Here is a 23,120-nt window from a genome sequence, read left to right as displayed (position 1 = left end):
CGGCTTGCCGCTATGGCGCCGGCCGTCGTTTCCGGCACCTTGAACCGCCAACTGTTTTTTTATGCGATTTCGAGCAATTGTTCCAGGCAATTTTGCGCTTAAGACGCCGCAAAGTCACACAAATGAAACTATTTGTATACACCCATTCGGATTCATGAATCTGACACGCTGTGGACAGCGTTCGCGGCGACGCGAAAACCGCTTTGTCGACATGATAGGGTTTGCATCTTTCGGCTCTCGGCCCCTTTTTGTGGTGGTGTGAATAGCGTGACGACCCTGCTTTCCCGTTGGCGCGTATCCCTGCGCAATGTCCTGTGGCTGGACGCCTTGCAAGCCGCCGCGATCAGCGCGGCCCCTGTCATCCTGGCCGTGCTTGCGCACGAGCCGCGGCTGGGCTGGACCGCGATCGCCGCGTTCTGGGCGTGCTTTGGCGACCCCGGCGGCCCGTTACGCCAACGTGCCGGCTCCATGCTGGCGCTGGGCCTGATCGGCGCCCTGTTCTGCTTTCTGGCCAGTGCCAGCGCCGGCCATCTTTGGCTGCTGCTGCCCCTGACTTTCGTCTGCTGCACCTTCGGCGGCCTGCTGCGCGTGCTGGGTCCGGCGGCGGCGATCGTGGGCACGCTGCTGTCCGCCGGTTTCGTCGTGGCAGCCGAGCTGCCCACCCCGACGCTGGCCGACAGTCTCTGGTTCACCATGTTCTTCCTGGCGGGCGCCGTCTGGGCCATTTTGATGACCGCGCTGGTATGGCGCCGCCGGCCGTGGAAAGACGCCACGCACGCGGTCGCGCATTGCTATCGCGGGCTGGCCGATTTCGCCGACGCGTTGGCGCGCATGTATTCGGGCCTGACCCCGACGGCCGGCCCCGAAGCCTGGACCGCGGTCACCAAACCGCAGCGCAGCGCCCAGCGTGCAGCCCTGGAAGCCGCCCGGGTCCGTATCCGCGAGGTGCAGGACACAAGGCCTTCGCGCCGTGCCCGCGCCAATCAGCTGACTTACCTGCTGGACAGCGCTGAAGACAGCTTCATTGCGCTGGTCGCCTCTGCCGACCTGCTGGAATCCCACGCGCCGCAATGGCTGGGCCGCAGCGCGGGCGCGCACCTGTCGCATGCGCTGCACCGCTATGCCAGCGTGTGCAACGCCATTGCCAGCACGTCGGACGTCAACGATCCCAAGCAGGCGGAATGCCTGCGCGAGCGTCTGGCCCACTTTGGCGCGGGCCTGCACGACTTGCGCGGCGGCGCCATGGCCTATGCGCCCGACCTGGCAACGATGGTGCCCGTGCTGGACCGCCTCCTGCATACAGCGCAAGCCGTCATGCAAGCCTTGTTCGACCAGGTCGACGCGCCCGCCGCGCCTGACCGGCAACGCCTTGCGGCGTCCCGCGTCCGGCAGGCGTGGCGCACGCTGCGGCAGAACCTGGGCGTGGAGTCCGACGCCTTCCGCCACGCCTTGCGTGTCGGCGTCGGCGCCACCATCGCCGTGGCCCTATCCAGGACGTTCGCCGTCAACCACGGCTATTGGATGTCGCTTACGCTGGTCTTCATCCTTCAGCCCTACTTCGCGACGACCTGGCAGCGGACCCTGGAACGCGTGACGGGCAGCGTGGCCGGCGCCATCGGCGCGTCCCTGCTGGGCTTGTTCTTGAGCACGCCGTTATCCGTCGCGCTGGCGGTACTGCCCATCGCGCTGGGCACCTTCGCCGCGCGCACCATCCACTACGCGCTGTTCACGTTCTTCCTGACATCCCAGTTCGTGCTGGTCAGCCATATCCAGCAGCCGGAAATCTACGAACCCACACTGGCGGCGCTGCGCGCCTTCAATAGCGTGCTGGGCGGCATCCTGGCATTGCTGGTGGGGTTTCTCGTGTGGCCGGAAAAAGAGCCGCGGCAGTTGGCCGGCGCGCTGACCCGCGCGCTTGACCGGCACGCGGCCTATGCGCTGGCGCTGATCCGGCAAAAAGGCGGCGCAGCCCCCGATTCGGACGGCGCTATCGTCGCCCTGCGCCGGCAGGCCTGCCTGTCGGCCGACAATGCCGAAGCCTCGCTACAGCGCCTTCAACAGAATCCGGTGCACCGCGAACGCAACGTCGACACGGCGGTGAACCTGTTGAACGCCATGCGGCGGATCACGGCTGCCGGAACGGTATTGGAGATTCAACCGGCCCTGCCGCCCGAGGCGCCTGCCGCCGTAGCGCTGCGCGACTATGGACGGATCCTGGCGCACGCCCTGCATCCCCAGGACGACGCGCCGGACCTGCCTGCCCGCCCGTGGGCCGTCCCGGCCGCGGTCACCGCCGCCGACCCGGCTCTGGCGGATCCGCTCGAACGCATCGCCCAGCAGGCCCGTCAGGTCCGCCAACTGCGCGACCGCATCGAAAAGGACCCGCCCGGCTAGCCCGCTCCGGTGCGGCGGCGGGCGCTATTTGCGCCGTCTCCGGGTATCTGGACGCGGCTTGACGCGAATCAAGGGCCGGCCTCCAGGAAAGCGCAACCATGTGTCCATGGGACGCTTACCAAGGAGACCCGCATGTATCGCCGCATTGCCGTACACCTGGACCACGGATTCGACTGCAAACGCCGCACCGAGCTGGCGTTGTCGCTAGCCAAGCGCCATCAGGCCGAACTTGTCGGCATCTACGCCAGCGCCGCGCCGCCCCAGTACTACTACGGCGAATCGGTATTGATGTCGCGCACGCTGAACGTCATGAAGGAACTGCAGGCGCAGAACCGCGCCACCGTGCAGAACGCCTTCCTGGAAGCGGCGGCCGCGGCCGACGTTCCCGCCGTCTTGCGTGCCGGCGACACCGCGCCCAGCGTCTGTGTGGCCTTGCACGCCCGCACCAGCGATCTCGTCATCGTCAGCCAGTTCAATCGCGAAGACGTGGAAGCCGCGCACGAAGCGGAATTCGTCGAGCAGATGCTGTTGACCGCCGGACGCCCGGTGCTGGTGCTGCCCTCAAGCGGCGATTTTCCCGCCGTCGGCGACCGCGTGCTGTTTTGCTGGGATGGCAGCCGCGAGGCCGCGCGCGCGCTCGGCGACGCCACGCCGGCGTTGCGCCTGTCGAAGCAGCTGATCGCGCTGACCATGGACGAAGGCGGGGCTTCGCAAAAAGGCGAAGCCGTGCCCTTCGAAGACCTGGCCACGTATTGCGTCGCCCAAGGCATGCCCGCGCCGGACCACGTCCGCCGCGACATCAAGGGCGTCGGTGTCGGCAGCACCATCCTGAATGCCGCCGCCGACCATAGCGCCGACATGATCGTCATGGGCGCCTACGGGCACAGCAAGTTCCGCCAATGGGCAATGGGCGGCGCTACCGCGTCCATCTTGAAGAGCATGACCGTGCCGATCATGTTCTCGCACTGAGCATGCTCGGCTAAGCGGCTTCGGCCTGCGCGTCCAGCACGGGCGTCAACACCGGCTTGCCGCCGAAATGCGCCGTGGCGTTCTCCAGAAACAGCGCCACGGTCGCCGCCACCGCCTCGGGGGACCGCCCCGCGCTGTGCGGGGTCAGCACCACATTGTCCAGCTGCTTCAACGCATCCGGGACATTCGGTTCGCCATCCACCACATCCAGCCCCGCACCCGCGATGCGTTTTTCCGCCAGCGCGGCAATCAACGCGGCGGTATCCACCACGCTGCCGCGGGCGATGTTCACCAGATAGCCGTCGGGGCCCAGCGCGTCCAGCACGCCGGCGTCCACCAGATGCCGCGTGCCGGCACCGCCTGGCGTCGCCACCACCAGGAAGTCGGACGCCGCGGCCAGAGCGCGAGGATTATCGAAATAGGTATAGCCCGATTCGGCCCGCGCGCGCCGGTTGTAGTACCCGACGCTCATGCCGAACCCGTTGGCGCCGCGCTTGGCGATTTCAAGCCCGATGGTGCCCAGACCTAGAATGCCCAGGCGCTTGCCCGTCACTTGCGGCCCCATGAAACCGCTCCAATGCCCCTGCCGTACCCAGGCATCGGCTTGAGGCAGATGGCGGGCGGCGCCCAGCAACAGCGCCATCGCATGATCGGCGACGGACACGGCGTTGGCGCCCGGGCCGTTCGTCACAATGACGCCACGCGATGCGGCGGCGGCCAGATCGATGTTCTCGTAGCCCACGCCCAGCGAACAGACCAGTTCAAGTTTCGGCAAGGCGGCCATTTCGTCGGCGCGCAAACCCGTGGCGCCGCGCGTCAGCACGATGCGGATCTCGTGGCCGTGGTCCTGGATGGCTTGCTTGCGGGCTTGCGCCGTGGGCGCGTAGACGGCATGAAAGCCGCGCGCTTGAATCGCGGGCAGGAAATCATGCACGCTGTCGATCAGAATCAATAAGGGAATGGTCATGGTGGCGTTGCCCGATAGGCGGAGGTCTCTCGAAAAAGCCGGGAAATCTTACGCCTCGCCAAGCGCCCGCGCTACCCGCCGTCCAGCGGACGACCATTCCTTGCAAAGACGGCCGGCCCGCGCCGCATGGCGCTCAGCCGGCCGTCAGGCGCTATAGCCGCCCCATCAGCAGCATCACGATCAGCACGATCACGACAATGCCGAGCAAGCCGCTGGGGTAGTAGCCCCAGCCCTTGCTGTGCGGCCAGGCCGGCACGGCGCCGATAAGCAGCAAGATCAGAATGATCAGCAGAATGGTCGACATGATGACTCCTCGTCGTTATTGATTTGAATGGCTCAGCGGCAGGCGGGCATCAGCGTTTGGGGGGGTCTATTTCCCTGATCGGAGGCGACAGCGGCGGCAGATCCACTTCCGGCTCGTCGGTGTCGGGTTCCACCGGAAGGTCCCCCGGCGGCGATCCCGGCGGGATCGGATCGGGCTTGGGCGGCACGTGTAGCTGCAATGTGGCTTGCATGGCACTCTCCTTTAGGGATCCTTGCCGGACCGGGGAATAGCCCCGGCCGCAAAGATCGGTTCGCTGATGTCGTCGTGCCGTTTGCCTCAGCAAGCGCCGTGCCCGGCCCGGCAATTTCCGGGCAGGAGACGGCGGCCGGGCACGGCGTTTGCTGCTGCGGGGCCCGCCAACGCCGCCGGAGACAGCATGGACGCCCGCACATCGCAGCCCGAGCCCGCAGCGCTGGTCTACGTCGACGACACCCAGCCGGGCTATCGCCGCTTGCGCGTGAACGGCAACACGTTCCACTACCTGGACGCCAAGGGCACGCGCATCACGGATGCCGCGGAAATCGCCCGCATCCAGGCGCTGGCGATCCCGCCGGCGTATGAAGCCGTCTGGATCTGTCCCCTTCCCCACGGCCACCTGCAGGCCACCGGCCGCGACGCGCGGGGCCGCAAGCAGTACCGTTATCACCCGGGCTGGGCCGCCATGCGCGACGCGGACAAATACCAGAATCTGCTGGCGTTCGGCCAGGCACTGCCCCGCATCCGACGCCAGGTCGACCGCGACATGCGGGCGGCGGGGCTGGCGCAGGAAAAAGTGATCGCCACCCTGGTCCGGTTGCTTGAGACCACGCTGATCCGCATCGGCGCGCGCGAGTATGCGCGGGCAAACAAATCGTACGGCCTGACGACGCTGAAACGACGGCATGCGAGCGCTGCGCGCGGCGGCTTCCGGTTCCGCTTCCAGGGCAAGAGCGGCGTGGCCCACGATGTCACGGTGAAAGACCGCCGCGTGGCCCGCATCATCAAGCGCTGCCTGGAAATTCCGGGCCAACAGTTGTTCCAGTACCTGGATGAAGACGGCGCCAAGCATCCCGTGGACTCCGGCGCGGTCAACGCCTATCTGCGCGCCGCGGGCGCGGGCGATTTCACGGCCAAGCACTATCGCACCTGGGCAGGGTCGGTGCTGGCGTACGCGGCCTTGCAGGCGCGCCCGTTCGAGGACGACGCGCAGGCCAGACAGGCCGTGGTGGACGTGATCAAGCGGGTCTCGCAGCGCCTGGCCAACACGCCCGCCGTGTGCCGCGCCTGCTATGTGCACCCCGCCGTGCTGCAGGCTTATCTGGCGGGCACCCTTCCGCCGAAGGCCCGGGCGCCGGTTGCGCCGCGCGGCCTGGACGCCGACGAACGTCGCCTGTTGGCGTTCCTGCGCGCCCTGCCCGGCGCCCCTGCCGGCGCCCCTGACGGCATGGGCGCCCCGGGGGAGTCACAAAATGGATGAGCGGGCGTTCTTCGCACGCGGCTGCGGCGCGGCGCCGTCGGCCCAGTTCGATTCCGTTTGATTGTCGACGACCGCGCGCTGGTCCCGCGCGGCTTCGTCCGGCGTCGAGGCGTCTGGTTTGACCGGTTGTTTCGGCACATCGACGGGGCCGCGTGGGGGCAGTATCTTAGCGTTGTCCTGCGTACCGGCCGGCGCGGCCTTGTCCGCCTGGCCCGGGACGGCGGCGGTCGAACGGGAGCGGGTTGTCATTGGCTTCTCCTGTCAAATTTCGAATTTCCATCCTACGGCCTGCCGCCGGGTTAACGCACTGTCAACATCTTCAAATTGCAAGTGGATGTGCCCGGGCCGGCCGAGCATGTCTTCGCCAGACGCCACGGGAACTCACAAGGAGATGCAATGCGAGACCCAAACTTCGAGCAATGTGTGCAAGCCTGCTACGAATGCGCGGTGGCTTGCGACCAATGCGCCGCGACCAGTCTGGAAATCAACGCGGCCCGCATGAAGCGCTGCATCAGCCTGGCCACGGATTGCGCCGGCGTGTGCCGGCTGTGTGCCGCCATGCTGGCGCGCAACGGCGAATTTTCTACCGCGCTATGCACTTTGTGCGCTCTGGTGTCCGATGCATGTGCCCGTGCATGCGCGCCGCATCAGGACATGGAGCACTGCCAGGTTTGCGCCGGCGCCTGCCTGGCCTGCACGCTGGCCTGTCAAGACATGCTCGAGGCCTAGCGCCCCGACACGCCGCGCGGCCGCACGGGCCGGCCCGCGCAGGTGAAACATCCCGCCCGATTGCCAGGAGCTTTCTGATGGCCTCTACGAACACCCCTCTGCCTTCCGACTTTCCCGAGAACGGCCCGGACAATCGTGGGGCGCGCAGGCGCGCTCGCCATCCGGAGAGCTGGATCGATGAAATCGAAGCGACGCTGCGCGACGCCGACCCGACGGATCTGGACGCGCTGAAGGCGCGCCTGTCGGACCAGCTGAACGCGACGCGGCGCAGCCTGCGCGACGCGTCGGAGAACGCCAGCGACCTGATGCGCGAGACCCTCGATTGCACCGAAGAGTACATTCACGCCCGGCCGTGGCAAGCCATCGGGCTGGTGGCTGGCGCAGCCTTTCTATTCGGCGTCGTCGTGGGCCGCCAATAGCCGCGCCAGCCTGGGTTCTGCCGGGCGTCAGCCCGGCTTCTGCACCTTATCCTTCGCATCGCCGTAGGCCGCCTGCGTCTTGCCGGCCACTTTCTGCGCCGTGCCCTTCAGTTCGGTCGACGTGCTGCCGGTCGCCTTGCCGGCGACTTCCTTTGCCTTGCCGACGGCCTCGTTGACTCTGCCCTTCACCTGGTCCTTGTTCATGGCTCTCTACCTTTTCATCGCATGGTTGGGTTGGCGGCGCTAGCGAATGCGCCAGCCGGACACCCTTCCGCAAGTCGCGTGCCCGGACCGGCATCTTCGGGAACAGCGTTTGCTTGGAAGGACCGCGACGCACCTCCCGCGCCCGACCCAAGGAGCATCGCATGGCCAACGTCCGCAACGCCCGCAGCGCCACCGGCGACCGTCCGCATCCCACGCCGCCGATGCCGGACCAGCATCTTGAGAAACCCGGCAACGAAGCCGACATGGAACTCAAACCCCAGTATCAGGCCCCAGGCTATCGGGGCAGCGCCAAACTGCAGGACATGGCGGCCATCGTCACGGGCGGAGATTCCGGCATTGGACGCGCGGTCAGCGTGCTGTTTGCGCGCGAGGGCGCCAACGTCGCTGTCGTGTACCTTAACGAGCACGAGGATGCCCAGGCGACACTGCGCGCCGTCGAGGCCGAAGGACGGCGCTGTCTGCTGATCGCCGGTGACGTGCGGGACGCCGCGTTCTGCAACGACGCCGTCGCCCAGGCCGTAGAGGCCTTCGGCAAACTGGACATCCTGGTCAACAACGCGGCCTACCAGCAGCACACCGACGCGCTGACCGACATCAGCGACGACAAATGGGATAAGACGCTGCGCACCAACATCACCGCCTACTTCTACATGGCCCGCGCCGCGCTACCGCATTTGAAGGCGGGCGCTTCCATCATCAATACCGGGTCCGTCACCGGCTTGCGGGGCAGCGCCAAGCTGCTGGACTATTCCTCCACCAAAGGCGCGATCCACGCCTTTACACGCTCGCTGGCCGCGAACCTGGCGGATCAAGGCATCCGCGTGAACGCCGTGGCGCCGGGCCCCGTCTGGACGCCACTTAACCCCGCGGACCAAAGCCCGACGGCCATCAAGGAATTCGGCAAGCACACCGATCTGGGTCGGCCCGCGCAACCCGAAGAGATATCGCCGGCGTACGTATTTCTGGCGTCGCCCGCGTGCGCCAGCTACATCACGGGCATCGTGTTGCCCATTACGGGCAGCGCCGGCGATTGACGCGTCAGGCGACGGAAGTCGGCGCCTCTACATGCTTGGGCGGCTTCAGGGGATCGAAGTCTTCCCATTTTCCGTTCAACCACCGGCCCCGCGCCCGCTCAATGTCGCGGCCGCCTGATTCGCGTAGGACCTGACGGGCCAGCGCCTCCTTTCCCACGGGCACGTGCAGCGCCAGCATCACGCCTGCCGCGCGCACGGCAGGGTGCATCTCCTGGGCGCGGGGCGAAGCTTGCTTCCGGCGCTTGTCCCGGCCGACGATCCACAGCGCCCCGGCCAGGGCGCCCAGATAGGCGCCCACGCCCGCCGCCGCGATGACGATCAGGATCGGCGCCGCCAGCCGCGCCGCGATCAGGCCACCCAATAGCGCGAACAGCAGGCCAAGCGCCGAAGCGCCGGCAACGGCGCCCAAGTGGGCGCCCTTGGCGTCCGGATCCGCGATGCGGTCGCCGCCTAATGGAAAGCGCGCGTGTTCGCCCGCCGAATTGATATAGAACGTGTGCACGTCGTCTTCCGTGAAGCCCTCGGCAAAGAGCTTTTGCGCGGCCACGGTGGCCTGGTCGAATGTCTGGAAGCGTGCGGCGACAATCAAGGACATGGAAATCTCCCGGCTGGATCTTACCCATGGGCGCAGCAACTCGCATGCCCGTCCCGCGACGGTACGGCGCTTGCTGTTAACTCCGCGTTCCCCTTCGAGCCCTTGTCCGGAGATTGCCATGCCCCGTACCCCTGCCCCCGACTTCTTGGATCCCGATGATTCCGGCCGCCCGGACCTGGGACCCAGCGACTCCTCCGATTCGGCCAGCGACCTGCCGCCCGGCATGGCGCATACCGACAGCGATTCCCAAGCGACCGGCGAACGCGAAAGCGTCGACCCCGACCCGCGTGATGGCGACGGCAGCGATATCGCGCCGGACCGAGTGACCGGGGCGGACGATGCCGGCGTATCCCGGTCGGCGCCTAACCCGGAGCGAAATGGTGGCTGAGCCGGCGCCTCCGCAATTCGCCGAAGCCGCCGCAGACGCGCGGCCGCGCGGCCGCGAAATGTCGTGGCTGGATTGGGTGGCGTTGATCGCCGTGGTGGCGGCAGGCCTGAACTGCGGCTTGATCGCCGCCGTCAATTTGGACGTGTTCGCGAAAATCCTGCCCCACGCGGCGGCCACCCGAGCCGTCCAGGGGCTGATCGGGCTGGCCGCGCTGCATTGCGTCGTGCTGTTGTTCAAGTGGGGCGACGGCGCCGAGTAGGCGTCCGCCCGCCGACCTACTGTTCGCCAGGGCGCTTGCCGGGATACTGCCCCCCTTCTTCATACTCCGGGCCCTTGGTGTTGGGCTTTTTGTCCGCGGGCCGGTTCGCCGCCGGCGGCGGCTTGCCGAAACCGGGCTTGTCCGCCCCGAACTGGCCGCTGCGGTGCGCGGCGTCCGTCTCGTCGTTCGGCGTGTTCGCCTCGGGCTTGGCCTTCTCTTCAGCGGGTTGCCTCATCTTGCTCTCCGTGTTGCCGATGGTGCCGGGTACCGCGCAAGCGGCGTGCCCGGGTACGCCGGGAACGCCGCTTGCTTGGCATGATCGCAGGCCCGCCTCATGCCGGGCCTTTACCCAAAGGAGTCAGCCATGAATCTGTCCAGAACCGTTTGCCCCGCGATCGCCCTGTGCCTGTCCGCCCTGGCGTTCCAGGCCTCTGCGCAAACCACGCCCGTACGCAACAGCGACCAGATCGACAACCAGTACAAGATGGACAAGAAAGCGTGCGACGGAATGAAGGGCAACCAGAAGGACGTCTGCCAGCAGCAAGCCGAAGCCACCCGCGACAAGGCAAAAGCCGACGCCAAGGCGGGCAAGGAAAAAGCCGAGGCCAACCATGACGCCGCCAAGACGCGCAACGATGCCGACTACAAAGTGGGCAAGGAAAAATGCGACGCCATGTCGGGCAACGCCAAGGACGCCTGCATGGCCGACCTGAAGACGCGCCACGGCAAGTAAGCTGGCGCCCTGCGAAACGTCGCGCCGCCCCGCAGGGCGGCGCGACTAGCCGGCCCCGCGCGCCTCGCCGGACCCGTCTTCGCCCGGCAGGACGTAGCCGGCCGCCGCGTATTCTTCGAGCCGGTTGTAGAGCGTCTTGGGGCTGATGCCCAGCATCGCAGCGGTCTGCTTCTTGACGCCGTTGCAGCGCGCAAGCGTGGCCAGAATCAGGCGCCGGTCGGCCTCGGCCAGCGTCTCGCCCACGGGCACGCTGACCTGGCCGTTGCTGGCGTCACCCCCTGGCGACACGTGCGGCGCCAGCATGTCCACATCCAGAACGTCGCCGTCGGCCATGATGAACGCCCGGCGCACGAAATTCTTCAACTCGCGCACATTGCCCGGCCAGTCGTATCGCGCCAAGGCCTCGGCCGCCTGCGGGGCAAACACCTTGTTCTTGCCCGTTTCCTGATTCTGCGCCTGCAGGAACCGCTGGGCCAGGAACAGGATATCGTCGCCGCGCTCGCGCAGAGGCGGCAGTTCTATCGGGAACACGCTAAGCCGGTAGTACAGGTCTTCGCGCAGTTTGCCGTCCTGCACGGCCTGCTCCGGATTGCGGTTGGTGGCGGCCACGATGCGGATATCGCACCCGATCTCGCGGTTGGTGCCCACCCGCATGAACTGTCCGGTTTCCAGCACCCGCAATAATTTGACCTGAAGGTCCAGCGGCATTTCGGTGACCTCGTCCAGGAACAAGGTGCCGCCGTCGGCGCGTTCGAAATAGCCTTTGTGCTGCCGGTCGGCGCCCGTGAAGCTGCCGCGTTCATGGCCGAACATTTCGCTTTCGATCAAATTTGGAGAAATCGCGCCGCAGTTCACGGCGATGAACGGGCGTTGGCGACGCGCACTCAGTTCATGGATCGCGTGGGCGGCCAGCTCTTTGCCGGTGCCGCTTTCGCCGATCAGCAAGGTCGTGACGCTGGTAGGCGCGACTCGTCCGATCTGGCGGTAAAGCTCGGTCATGCAGTCCGACGCGCCATACAGTTTGCCGAATCGCCCCGCTTCCTCGAACGGCATGCCGGGCAGGTCTCCTCCCGCGTTGGCCACGACCCGCGTCAGGATGCCGTTCAAGCGGTCCATGCAGATCGGCTTGACCAGAAAATCGGTGGCGCCCAAGCGCAGGGCCTGGACGGCGTAGTCGACCGAGCCATGACCCGTCATCACCACGACTTCGGCGCTGGCCGCCGCGACATTCTTGAAAATATCCATGCCGTTGCCGCCTGGCAGCCGGACGTCGGTCAATACCAAGTCCGGCGCCTGCCTTTCCAACTGGATGAGGGCATCCTTGACGCTGGCGGCCAACGCCACCGAGAAGCCGCTGTCGCGGCCCATCTCGGCCAGTGTTTCCCGAATCGCCTCGTCGTCGTCGACGATCAGCAAATGAGGCATAGCTTCTCCGTAATACAGTGCGCGACCGGGGTTCCGCGCCGCGCATGGACATGGGATCGAGAATAGTCACTCTGACGGCGACAGGCGTAAACAATCGATACCGTCCACTAAAGATTTCGAATACTTGCAACTGGTCGCATTCCTTGGCGTACCCGGCCGCTACGATGAACTATCGCGGCAAAGCCCCCGGGCCGAGGTATCAGCATGGCAAATCGCACCACCACCGGGCGCGCGGATGCGGTTGCGTCCCCCGCTCTTCCGATGGACGTGACCGGCCTGTCGCCGGTCATGCAAAAGTTGGGCGCCCAGTTGCAACTGGCGGCGTCGACCGACGCCAGCGTCTTCATCGTGGGAGAAAGCGGCGCCGGCAAGGAGATCGTGGCGCGCGCAATCCACGACGCCAGCGAACGGCGCAACCAGCCCTTCGTGGCCGTGAACTGCGGCGCCATCAGTGGCACATTGGCGCACGCTGAACTGTTCGGCCACGAAAAAGGCAGTTTCACGGGCGCGTTGGCCCAGAACGCCGGCTACTTCGAATACGCAAGCGGCGGCACCCTGTTCCTGGACGAGGTCACCGAGATGCCGCCCGACATGCAGGTGCATTTCCTGCGCGTGCTGGAGGCCGGAACGTACCAGCGCGTCGGGGGATCCGACCTGCTGCGAGCGAACGTGCGCATCATCTGCGCCAGCAACCGCGACCCCGCGGCCTCGGTCGCCGAAGGCCGGTTGCGCCAGGACTTCCTGCACCGTTTACTGGTCATCCCGCTGCGCGTGCCGCCGCTGCGCGAACGCGGGGACGATGCGCTGATCCTTGCGCACCGGTTCCTGGATACCCTTAACGCGCAGCATCGTACGCAGAAGGTGTTTTCCAAGCAGATGCTGGACGCGATCCTGCAGCACGACTGGCCTGGCAACGTGCGCGAACTACGCAATGTGGTGCAGCGCGCCTTCATTCTGTCGGACACGCAATTGGATACCGACCTGCTGGCCCGCGTCCCGGCCCGCCAGCGCACCGAAATGCGCGACGGCGCCCTCAGCTTCCCGGTGGGCATGCCACTGGGCCGGGCGCAGCGCGAATTCATCCTGGCCACGCTGGCGCACCATGACGGCGACAAGCGATTGGCCGCGGACACGTTGGGCGTAAGCCTGAAGACGCTTTACAACCGGCTGGACGTGTACGACAAGGAAGGCTTGGCCGAGCGCTGAGCAGTTCTTACCGCTGGCTTGTAATTGCGCCACGCCTGCGATCGGACGATCCCCGAGACCCGCCCGCAAGCCCGCCTGGCACAGAGTTTGCTTGAGTATCAAGGATGCGCCGCCATCCGGCGGCTTCCTGGCAAGGAGACTCGATTGGGCCACCCTACGCAAGAATTGCGCCTGCGCCAGCAGATGACACTGGCGCCCCGCCTGCAACAGTCCGTCAAGCTGCTGCAGATGTCGGCGCTTGAGTTCACGACCGCGGTGGAGCATGCGCTGGCCACCAATCCCTTTCTTGAAGACGGCGACGAACCCGAAGTCGAGCCTGCGGACAGGGAGCGCGACACCAGGCCCGCCACGCATGGCGACAACGCCGAAACATCGGCCGACAATCCGGCCGCATCGTCGGCCGAGTCCCCTGCTGCGGCGGGCGACGGGGAAGAGGCGCCCCCGGACGCGCCCGCCTATTCCGGCGATTACCCTATGCCGTCGTCCGGCAACGGCGACGGCAAGGATCTGGGGCAATGGGCCAGCGCCTCGCTGTCGATGCGCGAACGCCTGTCGCAAGACCTGGGCAACTACCACCTTCAGCCGCGCGACCGGCTGCTGGCCGAATTCGTCATCGACGCGCTGGACGACGACGGCTATCTGCGCGTGCCGCTGGGCAGCCTTTGCAGCGCGGACCGGCCCGAATTCAGCCCGCCTCCCGATGACGGCGAATGGCTGGCCGCATTACGCCTGGTGCAGCAGCTGGACGCGCCCGGGCTGGGTGCGCGCGACCTGGCCGAATGCCTGACGCTGCAACTGGCGGCCGCGCGGACGGTCGCCCCATCCACCCGGGAGCTGGCGCTTCGCATCGTCCGCGAGCATCTGGACCGCTTGGGCAAGAACGACTGCATCGGACTGCGCCGCGTGCTGGATTGCTCGGACGAGGCGCTGCGCGAGGCCTGCGCGCTGATCCGCAGCCTGGACCCCAAGCCCGGCGCCCGCTACAGCGCGGAAGCCCCGGTCTATGTCGTGCCCGATGTGTTCGTGGACAAGTGGCATGCCCGTTGGCGCGTGCTGCCCAACCGCAACGCGATGCCGCACGCGCGACTGCACCGCACCTACGCCGACCTGTTCCGCCGCGCCCGCCTGGACGACCGCAGCCCCATGGCGCAGGAGCTGCAGGAAGCGCGCTGGCTGGTGCGCAATGTGGAACAACGCTACACGACCATCCAACGCGTCGCCGAGGCCATCGTCAAGCGGCAGCAGACGTTCTTCGAATATGGCGAGGTGGCCTTGCGCCCCTTGATGCTGCGCGAGGTCGCCGACGATCTGGACATGCACGAGTCCACGGTGTCGCGCGCCACGGTCGGCAAGTACATGGTGACGCCGCGTGGCGTGTTTGAATTCCGCCATTTCTTTTCGCGCGAACTGGCAACGGAATCGGGCGGCTCGTGTTCCGCCGCCGCCGTGCGCGCGCTGATCAAGGAAATGGTCGACGCCGAAGACCCCTCCATGCCCTTGTCCGACGTGGCCCTGACCCAGCAACTGGCCTCCAGCGGCATCCTCCTGGCGCGGCGCACCGTGTCCAAGTACCGCGGACAACTGCGGGTGCCTCCCGCGGAACTGCGCCGCCAGCACTAGGACGACCTGCCCCGCATGCAAAGAAGGCTTCCCTGGGGAAGCCTTCTTCGTTGCCGCCGGTCTGGCGATTACTTGGAACCGCCCGAATTCGGATACCCCGGAGGCGGCGCAGCGCCGGCGGCGGGCGTGCGCGGCACGTTGTCATTGGCTTCCCGCGGACGTTTCGGCGTTTCATCGGAGTGCTTCTTGCCCGACGACATGGTGCCGCTGTGTTGCATCGCGGGCGCGGTGGTGCCCGTAGAGGGCGTCGCGTTAGGCGCGGGCGCCATCTGCCCCGCCGGCAACGGACGGTTCGGCTGGGCCGCGGAGGCGTCGTTCGGCGTGGAAGACGGCGTGGTCGGGTTGGCCGATTGGGCCAGCGCCGCACCGGCGGACGTCAGGCCAGCCAGCAGTGCAAAAGCGCAAGTCATGGCACGGGTTTTCATAGTCAGGCTCCTTGGTTGGGATGCATGGACCTGTACGCAAGCCCCGTTCCCGTCCCGACACGGCGGCCTTCCGACCGCCAGCCCCCCCAACTACCCGCCTAGCGCGTCCGGACGGGTAGTTTTTACCTGCCTTTGCAACACTGGCATCCCGCTGGACCGGCGCCGCCTAGCCGCCGTCGTCAAGTCCCGCACCCCGGGGCTCGTCCAACATGCACTGCACGCGTTCGCCCAGCGCATCCAGCGAGAACGGTTTCACGATCAACTCCATCCCGTGCTCCAGGAATCCCCGGTCATGCGCGGCGCTTTCGGCATAGCCGGTCATCATCAACACCTTCAGCCCAGGATGCGCCGCCCGCGCGGCATCCGCCAACTGGCGCCCGTTCAAGGCGGGCAAGCCCACGTCCGTCACCAGCAGATCAATACCGGCGGTGCCCAGGACCAACTCCAATCCCGCCTCGCCATCCGCTGCGGTCAACACCTGCAAGCCAAGTTCGATCAGGCATTCGCGCACCATGTCGCGCACGTTGGCGTCATCTTCCACTAACACCACGACGGACGGCCGCCCGACGCCCGGCACCTGCTGCGCGGCGGACTCCTGCCGCGCGGCCGTGTCCGGCGCGCCGTCGTACCGGGGCAAGAGCAGCCGGACCGTCGTGCCCTTGCCCACCGCGCTTTCCAGGGTGGCCACGCCGCCTGCCTGCTTGGCAAAGCCATAGATCATCGACAGCCCCAGGCCGGTGCCTTCGCCCAGCGGCTTGGTGGTGAAGAACGGATCGAAGGCGTGGGCCAACACGTCGGGCGGCATGCCGCAGCCCACGTCCGCGACTGACACTTCCACGAAATCTCCCGGACTCAATCCCGGAAACTGGCGCAATCGCGTGGGATCCATCGACTGGTTCTGCGCCGCGATGGTCAACACGCCTCCATTGGGCATCGCGTCGCAGGCATTGATCACCAGATTCAGCATGGCGTTTTCGAACTGGTTCCTGTCGCATCGCACGGTCCACAACTCAGGCTCCAGGTCGGAGGCCAGGTGGACGCGTTCGCCGGTATAGCGATGGAACAGGTCGGCCATCGATTGCAGCGTGGATGCCACGCTGAACGGTTTGGGGTCAATGGGCTGGCGCCGCGAAAAGGTCAGCAGCCGTTGCGTCAGGTGCGCGGCGCGGTTGGCCGAATCCATGGCGACGTTGATGAAGCGTTCCGCCTGCTCGGGCGTGCGGGCGCCGAGCTTGCGCTTGATCAGGTACAAGGCGCCCGTGATGCCCTGAAGCATATTGTTGAAGTCGTGCGCAATGCCGCCGGTCAGCCGCCCCACCGCCTCCATTTTCTGCGACTGCCGCAGCGCCTGCTCGGTGTCCCGGAGCATTTCGGCCTGCGCCTTCAAATCGGTATCGTCACGGCCCGTCATGTACAGGCTGTCTTGCGACCATGACATGCTCCAGGTGATCCAGCGGTATACGCCGTCGCGCCCCAGCAGGCGGTTCTCCATATGCCGCACCGCCTGGGCCGGATCCGCCAGCGATGCTTGCGCCATGGCGGCGCGCGTGGCCGCCTGGTCGTCCGGGTGCACCAGTTCGGTCAGCGCCATGGACAAGAACTGTTCAGGGCTCCAGCCCAGGATCGGCCGCACCGCGGGATTGACGCTGACGAAGCGCTCGTGCGCGTCGACAACGGCAAGCAGTTCCGGAGACAGGCGCCAGATGCGGTCGCGCTCGGCGATCGCGTCCTCGACGCGCTGCTCGAGCGTGCGCGCGTACTGCGACCGCTCGACGGCGTCGCACATGCGCTCCGCCACCTCTTCGATAAAGGCGATATCGCTGCCCCGCAGGCGACTGGTGGCCTGCGGCCGCACCAGCAACGCGCCGTGCCGTCCCCATCGACGCATCGGCACCACGATCGCGGACGGCCGGACTTCGCCGACCTGGTCCGCCACCAGCGGCTGCAGGTACGCGGTGCGGCCCTTGCGCAGCGCGTCTTTGAATTCTTCGCCCAACGGCTCCGGCGCGAGCGGCTCCCGTGTCGCCCGGCCGCCTTCGGACCACCAACTGGTCGACGGCGCTCTCACCGCGTCCTCGTCGCCGGCTCCGTCCACAACCGCGACATGGCCAAGGGCCAGGTGCTGGCCCAACGCCTCGCAAGCGGCCTGTTCGATTTCGGACTGAAGGTGCAGTTCCCGCATGCGGTCGCCTAGCGACAGCAGGAAGTTCTTGCGGTGCTGCCCTTCCCATAATTCGGTTTCGGCCGCCTTGCGCGCCGTGACGTCCAGGAACAGCGCCATCATGCGGTCGGTGCCGTCTTTGCGCGCGCGGGCCTCGTACCAGGCTTCGTTGGGCGCCGGCACGGCAAACTCGAATTGCGTCGGTTCGCCCGTTTCCACCACCTGGGCGAACGCGTCCATGATCTGGCTGGGCACCCCGGGAATCATTTCGCGCAGCGTATGGCCCAGCGTGTCGCCTTCCCGCATGCCGCTCTGGCGTTCAAAGGCCGGATTCACCTCCAGAAAGCGGAAGTCCACGATGCGGCCATCCCCGTCCCGCAGCGCCTCGCTTAAAAAGAAGGCCTCCTGCATCCCTTCGAACATGGCGCGCCACCGCTCGCCGCTATCGCGCAGCGCGGTGTCGGTCAGGTGCCGTTCGATCGCCAGGGCGGCGCTGCGCGTCACCAGCGCGATGGCGTCGATATCGTCGGCGGACGGCGAACGCGCGATGCTGTAGTAGTTCGAGAACACACCCAGCAAGCGTCCATCAGGCGCCTTGATCGGCGTCGACCAGCACGCGCGCAAGCCATGCGACAGCGCCAGGTCGCGCCAGTGCTCCCAATCAGGATGCAAGGCGATATCCGCCACATAAACGGCGCTTCCCGCATGCGCCGCCGCGCCCCATGACGCCACGTGCGGTCCGATCGGCGTGCGTTGCATCGCCACATTGAACGCCGCCGGCAAGCTGGGGGCCGCGGCATGCAGCAGGAACGTCCCGGTGTCGTCGATCAAGGCGATCGCCGCCCGCAACTCCACGCTGGATTGCGCTTCGATGGCGTGCAGCACGTGCTCCAGCACATGCGCCAGCGGCATGCCCGCGGCAATCCGCTGCAGCATGATGCGTTCGTCCTCCAGACGCGCCAAGGTATCCGTCCAGGGGAGCGCAACGCGATCTTGTTTCTTCAACATGTCTGCCCCTTTGCCAATGCCTACTGTATTGCGGGGCGGCGCTGCCTTGCGGAAACGCTCGGTAACGCGACGCTACCGATCCTGCTCGAACGCCGGTTCGCCGTCCAGCCGCAAGGCGTTCAGCGCTTCGGGCTTGTCGACCAGCACGCATTGCTTGCCCGTCCGGGTGCAATGGTCCCTGACGCGCCAATAGGCCCCGTGGCTCACGCAGCCCGTCTGGCAAATGACGAGGTCCGCGGCGACCAGGCTGGCTTCAAGCGTCGCGCCATCCGCATCGCCCGCGCCGCTGTGGCCCAGGTACCGGCCCCCGGCCAGTTCCACGACCTTGCGCGTCAGCATCAAGGCCATGGCGTCCTCGCCCACGCATAGCACGGACTTCTCGCGCAGCGCGACGGCAGTCACGGCCGGCCGGGAGCAAACCGTGTCCGCCAGCCGCTCGGCGGGACGCGCCCGCGCCTGGCTGGCCCGGTCCTGCCAGGCCAGCCGTTCGCGCATGAGGCTCTGGATGCGTTCCATCAGCTGCGTGACCCGGCGCGCCAGCGCTACGCGCTTGGGCAAGCCCGGTATCGATCCTTCCAGGGCACGATGGTCTTCCCGCGCCCAAGCCAACGCCGTATCGCGCAGGATGACGGCGGCGCGCAAGCGCATCGCGTCGGCTTCCAGATGCTGGATCCGCGCTGCCTGCGCGCTAATCAACTGGCTGCAATGCGATTGCGCCTGTCCGTATGCGGCAAGCAGCGCCGCATGTTCACGCTGGAGCGTCTGGCGGTCTAGGGAAGAGGATGTCATCACAGGCCTCGGGTTGAAACGTCGCCGGACGGCTGCAGGCTGAGAGAGGCTCCGCGACGCGCCACTTGGCATGCGGGCAATTATAAATGAGAATGCTTCCTTTTTATAAATAGGCCGCACATCCACGGCGCGTACAGGGAAATCCATAGCTGACGCGCCCCGGTCGCTTAAATATGATCGACAGACTCCACCGGCACGCAGGCCCCTCCCGGGCTTGGAATAGACGTCCCCACGAGGACGCCACGCGCCCTTCCGCATCGGCCGCGGCCGACGCGCGGAACCAACGAAGTCAGGGATGCCCGATGCCGAAATCCACCGAACTTCTGCGCGATATCCACGAAACCAACCTGATGTATCTGCTGCTATTGCAGCGCCTGGCGCGCACCGGCAACGCACCCGCCATGGCGGGCCTGCAGATTTCGGAGCATGCCTGCCAGTGGTTGGCCGCCCTTTCCCAAAACGATCTGATCAAGATGTCGCGATGCAGCGTGCTGCTGGCGCAGCTGGATCTTGCGCCGCACCTGCTGCTCTCGGCGCTGAGCCAAGGCATCGACGCCACGCTGGCCGCGCGCGCAGCGGCCGCAACGCCGCCTGAACCCCACACACTTGGGATGCCCTAGCTTTTCCCGGTCCCTGCGCGTCCTGGTTCCGCGCAGGGACGCCGGTCATCAAGGGGATTCCGCGATAATGTCCGATCCCCGCTTGACTGCGCTACTCGTGCGCCATGCCAGCCCCGCGCTGATCACAAGCGCCAGGGTCAACAGGCCGCCCGCCATGGCCGCCACGCCGGGCCATTGGCTGGAAGCCCAGAAATGGCCGCCCCACGAACCCAGCACGCTCGACCCCACGTAATAGACCAGGAGGTAGAGCGATGCGGCCAACGCCTTGTAGCCGCGCGCCATTTGCCCGACCCAGCCGCTTGCCACCGCGTGCGCCGCGAAAAAGCCGAAAGTGAACAAGATGATCCCGGCGATCAGCACGGGCAGTGAATTCGACAGCGTCAGCAGCAATCCGGCCAGCGCCAGCCCCGTGGCCGCGCACAGCATCGCACCGCGCCCGTGGCGGTCGGCAAGCCGGCCGAAAAACGTCGACGCGAAGATGCCGACCAGGTAGACGACGAAGATGAAGCCGATGAAAGTCTGGCTAAGCGAAAACGGCGGCAGCAACAGGCGAAAGCCCACGTAGTTGTAGAGCGTGACGAACGCGCCCATCAACAATCCGCCCATCGCGAACAGCGCGCATAGCGGGCCGTTCTTCAGGTGCGCGCCGACGCCGGCGCGCACGTCGGCCGCCACGCCGGCCCAGCCCCGGCCACGTTGCGGCGTGAAACGGCGCGAGGCCGGCAGCAGCCAGACGAACAGCACGGCCGCCACGATCCCCAGCAAGCCCAGCGTCCCCATCGCCGCCCGCCATCCGAAGTGGTCGGACACCAGCCCGGTGATGACGCGGCCCGACAGCCCGCCGAAGGCGCTGCCGCTGATGTACAGGCCCATGACGAAGCCCAGCGTGTCCGGCTCGACCTCTTCGGCAAGATAGGCCATCGCCACCGCCGGCACGCCGCCCATCGCCACGCCCTGCAGCGCGCGCAGCGCCAGCAGGCTGTGCCAGTCCGGCGCCACGGCCGCGATCGTGCCCAGCACGGCCGACGCGAATAGCGACAACGCCATCACGCGCTTGCGCGGCAGCGCCTGAGAAAACAGGCCGACCAAAAAGATGGCCACGGCCAGCAAGCCGGTGCACAGCGACAGCACCAGACTGCTCTGCGCAGGCGACACGCCGAACGCCTGGGTGAACATCGGCATCAGCGGCTGCACGCAATACAGCAGGGAAAAAGTGGAAAATCCGGCGGCGAACAAGGCCCATTGGGCGCGGCGCAGTCCGGGCGTGCCCCGTGCAAGGTATGCGGTCGGGGCCGGGGCGGAAGGACTGGCGGAGGGGGTAGACATCAGGATTCTCGGAATGGCATCGGGCTTGCAGCCCGCCCCATCAAAGTAGACTTTTCCCCTGCATATGTCCAATATATGAAACTCGCACACCTTATATTCTAAAGCAATGGAACTGCGCCACCTGCGCTACTTCACTGCCGTCGCCGAAGAACTGCACTTCACCCGCGCCGCCGCGCGGTTGGGGATCGGGCAGCCGCCGCTCAGCCAGCAGATCCAGCAGCTGGAGCGCGAAATCGGCACCCCGCTGTTCCTGAGGCTGCCGCGCGGGATCGAAATGACCGAGGCCGGCGCGCAGTTCCTGGAGGACGCCCGTGCCATCCTGGCCAGCGCAGACCGGGCGATCGACACCGCCCGCCGCCTGGGCCGTGGCGAGCGCGGCGCGGTCACCGTCGGTTTCACGGCCTCGGCCGTGTTCCACCCCTATTTGCCGCGCGCCATCCGGGCCTTCCGCGACCGCTATCCCGACGTTCGCGTCACGCTCACGGAAGGCAACACCCTATCGCTGCTGCGTGGCTTGCGGCTGGGCGAGGTCGACGTGGCATTCGTAAGGCCGCCCTACCTGCTGGACGCAGAATTCGAATCCGAGCGCGTGCTGGACGAACCCATGCTGGTCGCGTTGCCCCCCGACCATCCCTTGAGCCACCTTCCCAGCGTGCCGGTCGCGGCGCTGGCCGACGAAGACTTCGTGCTGTATCCGCGCCCCATCGGCGCCGGCTTGTATGACGCCATCCAGTCCGCCTGCCAGCGGGCGGGCTTTACCCCGCGCGTGATTCAGGAGGCGCCGCAAATGGCCTCCATCGTCAGCCTCGTCGCCGCGGGCGTCGGAATCTCTGTCGTGCCGGCGGCCATGCGCCACATGGGCGCCGAAGGCATCGAATACCGACCCATCGAAGGCGACGCCCCGCACGCCTTGCTGGACATGGCGTACCGGCGCCGCGACCGCTCGATCGCAGCCGTCAACGCCGTCGAGATGCTGCGCCGGCTGGCCCACCCCGAACGCCCCTGAGGCGCCCACGCCGAACCAGGCGGTATTGCCCTGTCGCTTTTGTCATCTTCTGTAAAGCCGCGGCAGAAGACGCAGAGTAAATTGTCGCGCTATCGGTGATCCGTCCCTGAACCGGGCCGCAGCCTTGCCGAATCCAACCTTTCTACAGGTGACTTAGTGCGACGTACTCTTCTGGCCCTGGCCATCGCAACGATTCCCGGCTTGGGCGCAGCCGCCGGGCTGGCTTCCTCCATTGGCGCGGTGACCGTCTATCAGGACCGCGCCGTGGTGACCCGGTCCGCCAGCAGCGAACTTGCGGCAGGCGAACATGAACTGGTGCTTGAGAACCTGCCGGTCTCGTTGCAGGAGAACTCCCTGCAAGTCTCGGCCAAAAGCACCGGCCAGGCCTCGCTGCTGGATGTCAAGGTGCGTGATGCCTTCCAGGCCGACACCGCGAACGAGCGGGTCCGCGCGCTGCAAGAGCAAATGCGCAAGCTTGAGGCTCAGCAGGCCGAACTGGACGACGAGGCCGCCGTGCTCGACAACCAGCGCGAGCTGGTCCTGATGATGCAGCGCGGCGCGACCGAACCCGCGAAAGAAGGCGCTCGCCTGACCTTGGACGAACTCAAGGCGATCCAGGCGCTCAGCGCCGACAGCCTGGGCAAGACACTGGCCAGCCTGCGCCAGGTCGCCGAACGCAAAGCCGTGCTGGAACGCGACATGGGCGCATTGCAAGCCCAGTTGGACGTTTTACAGGGGCAGTTGAGCCGCCGCAGCAAGACCGTCACCCTGCGCGTGAATCTTGCCCGCGCGGGCAAGGTGGACCTGGCCGTGTCGTACGCCGTGGGCGGCGCCCGCTGGACGCCGGCCTATGACGCGCGTCTGCGTCCGGCGGACCGTACGGTGGACTTGGGCTACTTCGGCGTCATCAGCCAGAATACGGGCGAAGACTGGAAGAACGTCAAGCTGACGCTCTCCACTGCGCGCCCGTCGCTGGGCGGCGGCGCGCCGCCCTTGCAGCCTTGGATCATCGATGTGGCTCCCCCGCCGCCTCCCCCGCCC

Annotated in this window: 26 protein-coding genes; 14 read left to right on the top strand and 12 right to left on the bottom strand. The window is 66.8% G+C overall.

Going from position 1 to position 23,120, the window contains the following annotated elements:
• Window positions 1-267: 267 nt before the first annotated feature.
• Both A9973_RS03135 and A9973_RS03130 read left to right on the top strand, forming a co-directional pair.
• The gene (locus tag A9973_RS03135; RefSeq protein WP_183012321.1) at window positions 268-2,394 is read left to right on the top strand and encodes an FUSC family protein; all 2,127 of its coding nucleotides are present in this window, start codon (window positions 268-270) and stop codon (window positions 2,392-2,394) included.
• A gap of 132 nt (window positions 2,395-2,526) precedes the next feature.
• Window positions 2,527-3,363 carry a universal stress protein gene (locus A9973_RS03130; protein WP_183012320.1) on the top strand — a complete coding sequence of 279 codons (837 nt, stop codon included), beginning with the start codon at window positions 2,527-2,529 and terminating at the stop codon, window positions 3,361-3,363.
• A 10-nt stretch (window positions 3,364-3,373) separates the two neighbouring features.
• Here the strand turns inward: A9973_RS03130 and A9973_RS03125 are convergent, their stop codons facing one another.
• The 3 genes from A9973_RS03125 to A9973_RS03115 form a co-directional block, all read right to left on the bottom strand.
• A complete protein-coding gene (locus A9973_RS03125; protein ID WP_183012319.1) occupies window positions 3,374-4,330 on the bottom strand; it encodes a 2-hydroxyacid dehydrogenase in 957 nt (318 codons plus the stop codon).
• Between the two features lie 151 nt (window positions 4,331-4,481).
• Window positions 4,482-4,634, bottom strand: a complete 153-nt coding sequence (locus tag A9973_RS03120; RefSeq protein ID WP_183012318.1) for a DUF3309 domain-containing protein — start codon at window positions 4,632-4,634, stop codon at window positions 4,482-4,484.
• 49 nt (window positions 4,635-4,683) lie between these two features.
• A complete protein-coding gene (locus A9973_RS03115) occupies window positions 4,684-4,845 on the bottom strand; it encodes a hypothetical protein (RefSeq protein ID WP_183012317.1) in 162 nt (53 codons plus the stop codon).
• Between the two features lie 186 nt (window positions 4,846-5,031).
• On the opposite strand from A9973_RS03115, the gene A9973_RS03110 reads away from it, so the two are divergent.
• Entirely contained in the window at window positions 5,032-6,111 is a 1,080-nt protein-coding gene (locus A9973_RS03110; protein WP_183012316.1) for a DNA topoisomerase IB, read from the top strand.
• Here the strand turns inward: A9973_RS03110 and A9973_RS03105 are convergent.
• Window positions 6,097-6,360, bottom strand: a complete 264-nt coding sequence (locus A9973_RS03105) for a hypothetical protein (RefSeq protein WP_183012315.1) — start codon at window positions 6,358-6,360, stop codon at window positions 6,097-6,099. The genes A9973_RS03110 and A9973_RS03105 overlap by 15 nt on opposite strands.
• Window positions 6,361-6,507: 147 nt before the next feature.
• Here A9973_RS03105 and A9973_RS03100 point away from each other — a divergent pair, with 147 nt between their 5' ends.
• Together A9973_RS03100 and A9973_RS03095 are read left to right on the top strand one after the other, a co-directional pair.
• The gene (locus A9973_RS03100) at window positions 6,508-6,840 is read left to right on the top strand and encodes a four-helix bundle copper-binding protein (protein WP_183012314.1); all 333 of its coding nucleotides are present in this window, start codon (window positions 6,508-6,510) and stop codon (window positions 6,838-6,840) included.
• A gap of 77 nt (window positions 6,841-6,917) precedes the next feature.
• Window positions 6,918-7,259, top strand: coding sequence for a YqjD family protein (locus A9973_RS03095; RefSeq protein WP_183012313.1), 342 nt, complete (start codon window positions 6,918-6,920; stop codon window positions 7,257-7,259).
• 27 nt (window positions 7,260-7,286) lie between these two features.
• On the opposite strand, the gene A9973_RS03090 is transcribed toward A9973_RS03095, so the two are convergent.
• The gene (locus A9973_RS03090; RefSeq protein WP_183012312.1) at window positions 7,287-7,463 is read right to left on the bottom strand and encodes a CsbD family protein; all 177 of its coding nucleotides are present in this window, start codon (window positions 7,461-7,463) and stop codon (window positions 7,287-7,289) included.
• Window positions 7,464-7,624: 161 nt separating this feature from the next.
• Between A9973_RS03090 and A9973_RS03085 the strand changes: the two genes are divergently transcribed.
• Window positions 7,625-8,518 carry an SDR family oxidoreductase gene (locus A9973_RS03085; RefSeq protein WP_183012311.1) on the top strand — a complete coding sequence of 298 codons (894 nt, stop codon included), beginning with the start codon at window positions 7,625-7,627 and terminating at the stop codon, window positions 8,516-8,518.
• A 4-nt stretch (window positions 8,519-8,522) separates the two neighbouring features.
• Here A9973_RS03085 and A9973_RS03080 read toward each other — a convergent pair whose 3' ends face one another.
• Entirely contained in the window at window positions 8,523-9,113 is a 591-nt protein-coding gene (locus tag A9973_RS03080; RefSeq protein WP_183012310.1) for a hypothetical protein, read from the bottom strand.
• Between the two features lie 118 nt (window positions 9,114-9,231).
• Between A9973_RS03080 and A9973_RS03075 the strand changes: the two genes are divergently transcribed.
• Window positions 9,232-9,501 (top strand): hypothetical protein, encoded by a 270-nt coding sequence (locus A9973_RS03075; RefSeq protein ID WP_183012309.1) that lies wholly within the window; start codon window positions 9,232-9,234, stop codon window positions 9,499-9,501.
• Window positions 9,491-9,760 (top strand): DUF378 domain-containing protein, encoded by a 270-nt coding sequence (locus tag A9973_RS03070; RefSeq protein WP_183012308.1) that lies wholly within the window; start codon window positions 9,491-9,493, stop codon window positions 9,758-9,760. Before A9973_RS03075 ends, A9973_RS03070 begins: the two co-directional genes overlap by 11 nt.
• Before the next feature lie 16 nt (window positions 9,761-9,776).
• On the opposite strand, the gene A9973_RS03065 is transcribed toward A9973_RS03070, so the two are convergent.
• A complete protein-coding gene (locus A9973_RS03065) occupies window positions 9,777-9,995 on the bottom strand; it encodes a hypothetical protein (protein WP_183012307.1) in 219 nt (72 codons plus the stop codon).
• A 129-nt stretch (window positions 9,996-10,124) separates the two neighbouring features.
• Here A9973_RS03065 and A9973_RS03060 point away from each other — a divergent pair, with 129 nt between their 5' ends.
• Window positions 10,125-10,493 carry a hypothetical protein gene (locus tag A9973_RS03060; RefSeq protein ID WP_183012306.1) on the top strand — a complete coding sequence of 123 codons (369 nt, stop codon included), beginning with the start codon at window positions 10,125-10,127 and terminating at the stop codon, window positions 10,491-10,493.
• 45 nt (window positions 10,494-10,538) lie between these two features.
• Here A9973_RS03060 and A9973_RS03055 read toward each other — a convergent pair whose 3' ends face one another.
• Window positions 10,539-11,918, bottom strand: a complete 1,380-nt coding sequence (locus A9973_RS03055) for a sigma-54 dependent transcriptional regulator (protein WP_183012305.1) — start codon at window positions 11,916-11,918, stop codon at window positions 10,539-10,541.
• A 261-nt stretch (window positions 11,919-12,179) separates the two neighbouring features.
• Between A9973_RS03055 and A9973_RS03050 the strand changes: the two genes are divergently transcribed.
• Together A9973_RS03050 and A9973_RS03045 are read left to right on the top strand one after the other, a co-directional pair.
• Window positions 12,180-13,124 (top strand): sigma-54-dependent Fis family transcriptional regulator, encoded by a 945-nt coding sequence (locus A9973_RS03050; protein WP_255469054.1) that lies wholly within the window; start codon window positions 12,180-12,182, stop codon window positions 13,122-13,124.
• Between the two features lie 183 nt (window positions 13,125-13,307).
• Entirely contained in the window at window positions 13,308-14,744 is a 1,437-nt protein-coding gene (locus A9973_RS03045; RefSeq protein WP_370539456.1) for an RNA polymerase factor sigma-54, read from the top strand.
• Window positions 14,745-14,812: 68 nt separating this feature from the next.
• Here the strand turns inward: A9973_RS03045 and A9973_RS03040 are convergent, their stop codons facing one another.
• The 3 genes from A9973_RS03040 to A9973_RS03030 all read right to left on the bottom strand — a co-directional run bounded on the left by A9973_RS03040 (window position 14,813) and on the right by A9973_RS03030 (window position 19,127).
• Window positions 14,813-15,169, bottom strand: a complete 357-nt coding sequence (locus A9973_RS03040) for a hypothetical protein (RefSeq protein ID WP_183012303.1) — start codon at window positions 15,167-15,169, stop codon at window positions 14,813-14,815.
• 166 nt (window positions 15,170-15,335) lie between these two features.
• Window positions 15,336-18,338, bottom strand: a complete 3,003-nt coding sequence (locus A9973_RS03035; protein WP_183012302.1) for a PAS domain S-box protein — start codon at window positions 18,336-18,338, stop codon at window positions 15,336-15,338.
• A gap of 72 nt (window positions 18,339-18,410) precedes the next feature.
• Complete coding sequence (locus tag A9973_RS03030; RefSeq protein WP_183012301.1) at window positions 18,411-19,127, bottom strand: DUF2325 domain-containing protein; 717 nt, start codon at window positions 19,125-19,127, stop codon at window positions 18,411-18,413.
• A gap of 302 nt (window positions 19,128-19,429) precedes the next feature.
• Here A9973_RS03030 and A9973_RS03025 point away from each other — a divergent pair, with 302 nt between their 5' ends.
• Window positions 19,430-19,747, top strand: a complete 318-nt coding sequence (locus tag A9973_RS03025; RefSeq protein WP_183012300.1) for a flagellar transcriptional regulator FlhD — start codon at window positions 19,430-19,432, stop codon at window positions 19,745-19,747.
• A 48-nt stretch (window positions 19,748-19,795) separates the two neighbouring features.
• Here A9973_RS03025 and A9973_RS03020 read toward each other — a convergent pair whose 3' ends face one another.
• Window positions 19,796-21,073, bottom strand: coding sequence for an MFS transporter (locus tag A9973_RS03020; protein ID WP_183012299.1), 1,278 nt, complete (start codon window positions 21,071-21,073; stop codon window positions 19,796-19,798).
• 106 nt (window positions 21,074-21,179) lie between these two features.
• On the opposite strand from A9973_RS03020, the gene A9973_RS03015 reads away from it, so the two are divergent.
• Both A9973_RS03015 and A9973_RS03010 read left to right on the top strand, forming a co-directional pair.
• Complete coding sequence (locus A9973_RS03015) at window positions 21,180-22,079, top strand: LysR substrate-binding domain-containing protein (RefSeq protein WP_183012298.1); 900 nt, start codon at window positions 21,180-21,182, stop codon at window positions 22,077-22,079.
• Window positions 22,080-22,235: 156 nt separating this feature from the next.
• On the top strand, window positions 22,236-23,120 hold an 885-nt coding region (locus tag A9973_RS03010), incomplete at its 3' end, for a mucoidy inhibitor MuiA family protein (protein WP_370539434.1).

This window comes from Achromobacter sp. UMC46 (genome assembly GCF_014170335.1).
Taxonomy (GTDB): Bacteria; Pseudomonadota; Gammaproteobacteria; order Burkholderiales; family Burkholderiaceae_B; genus Achromobacter.
The sequence above is the reverse complement of the archived record's forward strand: the minus strand, read 5'-3'. Positions and strand labels throughout refer to the sequence as shown.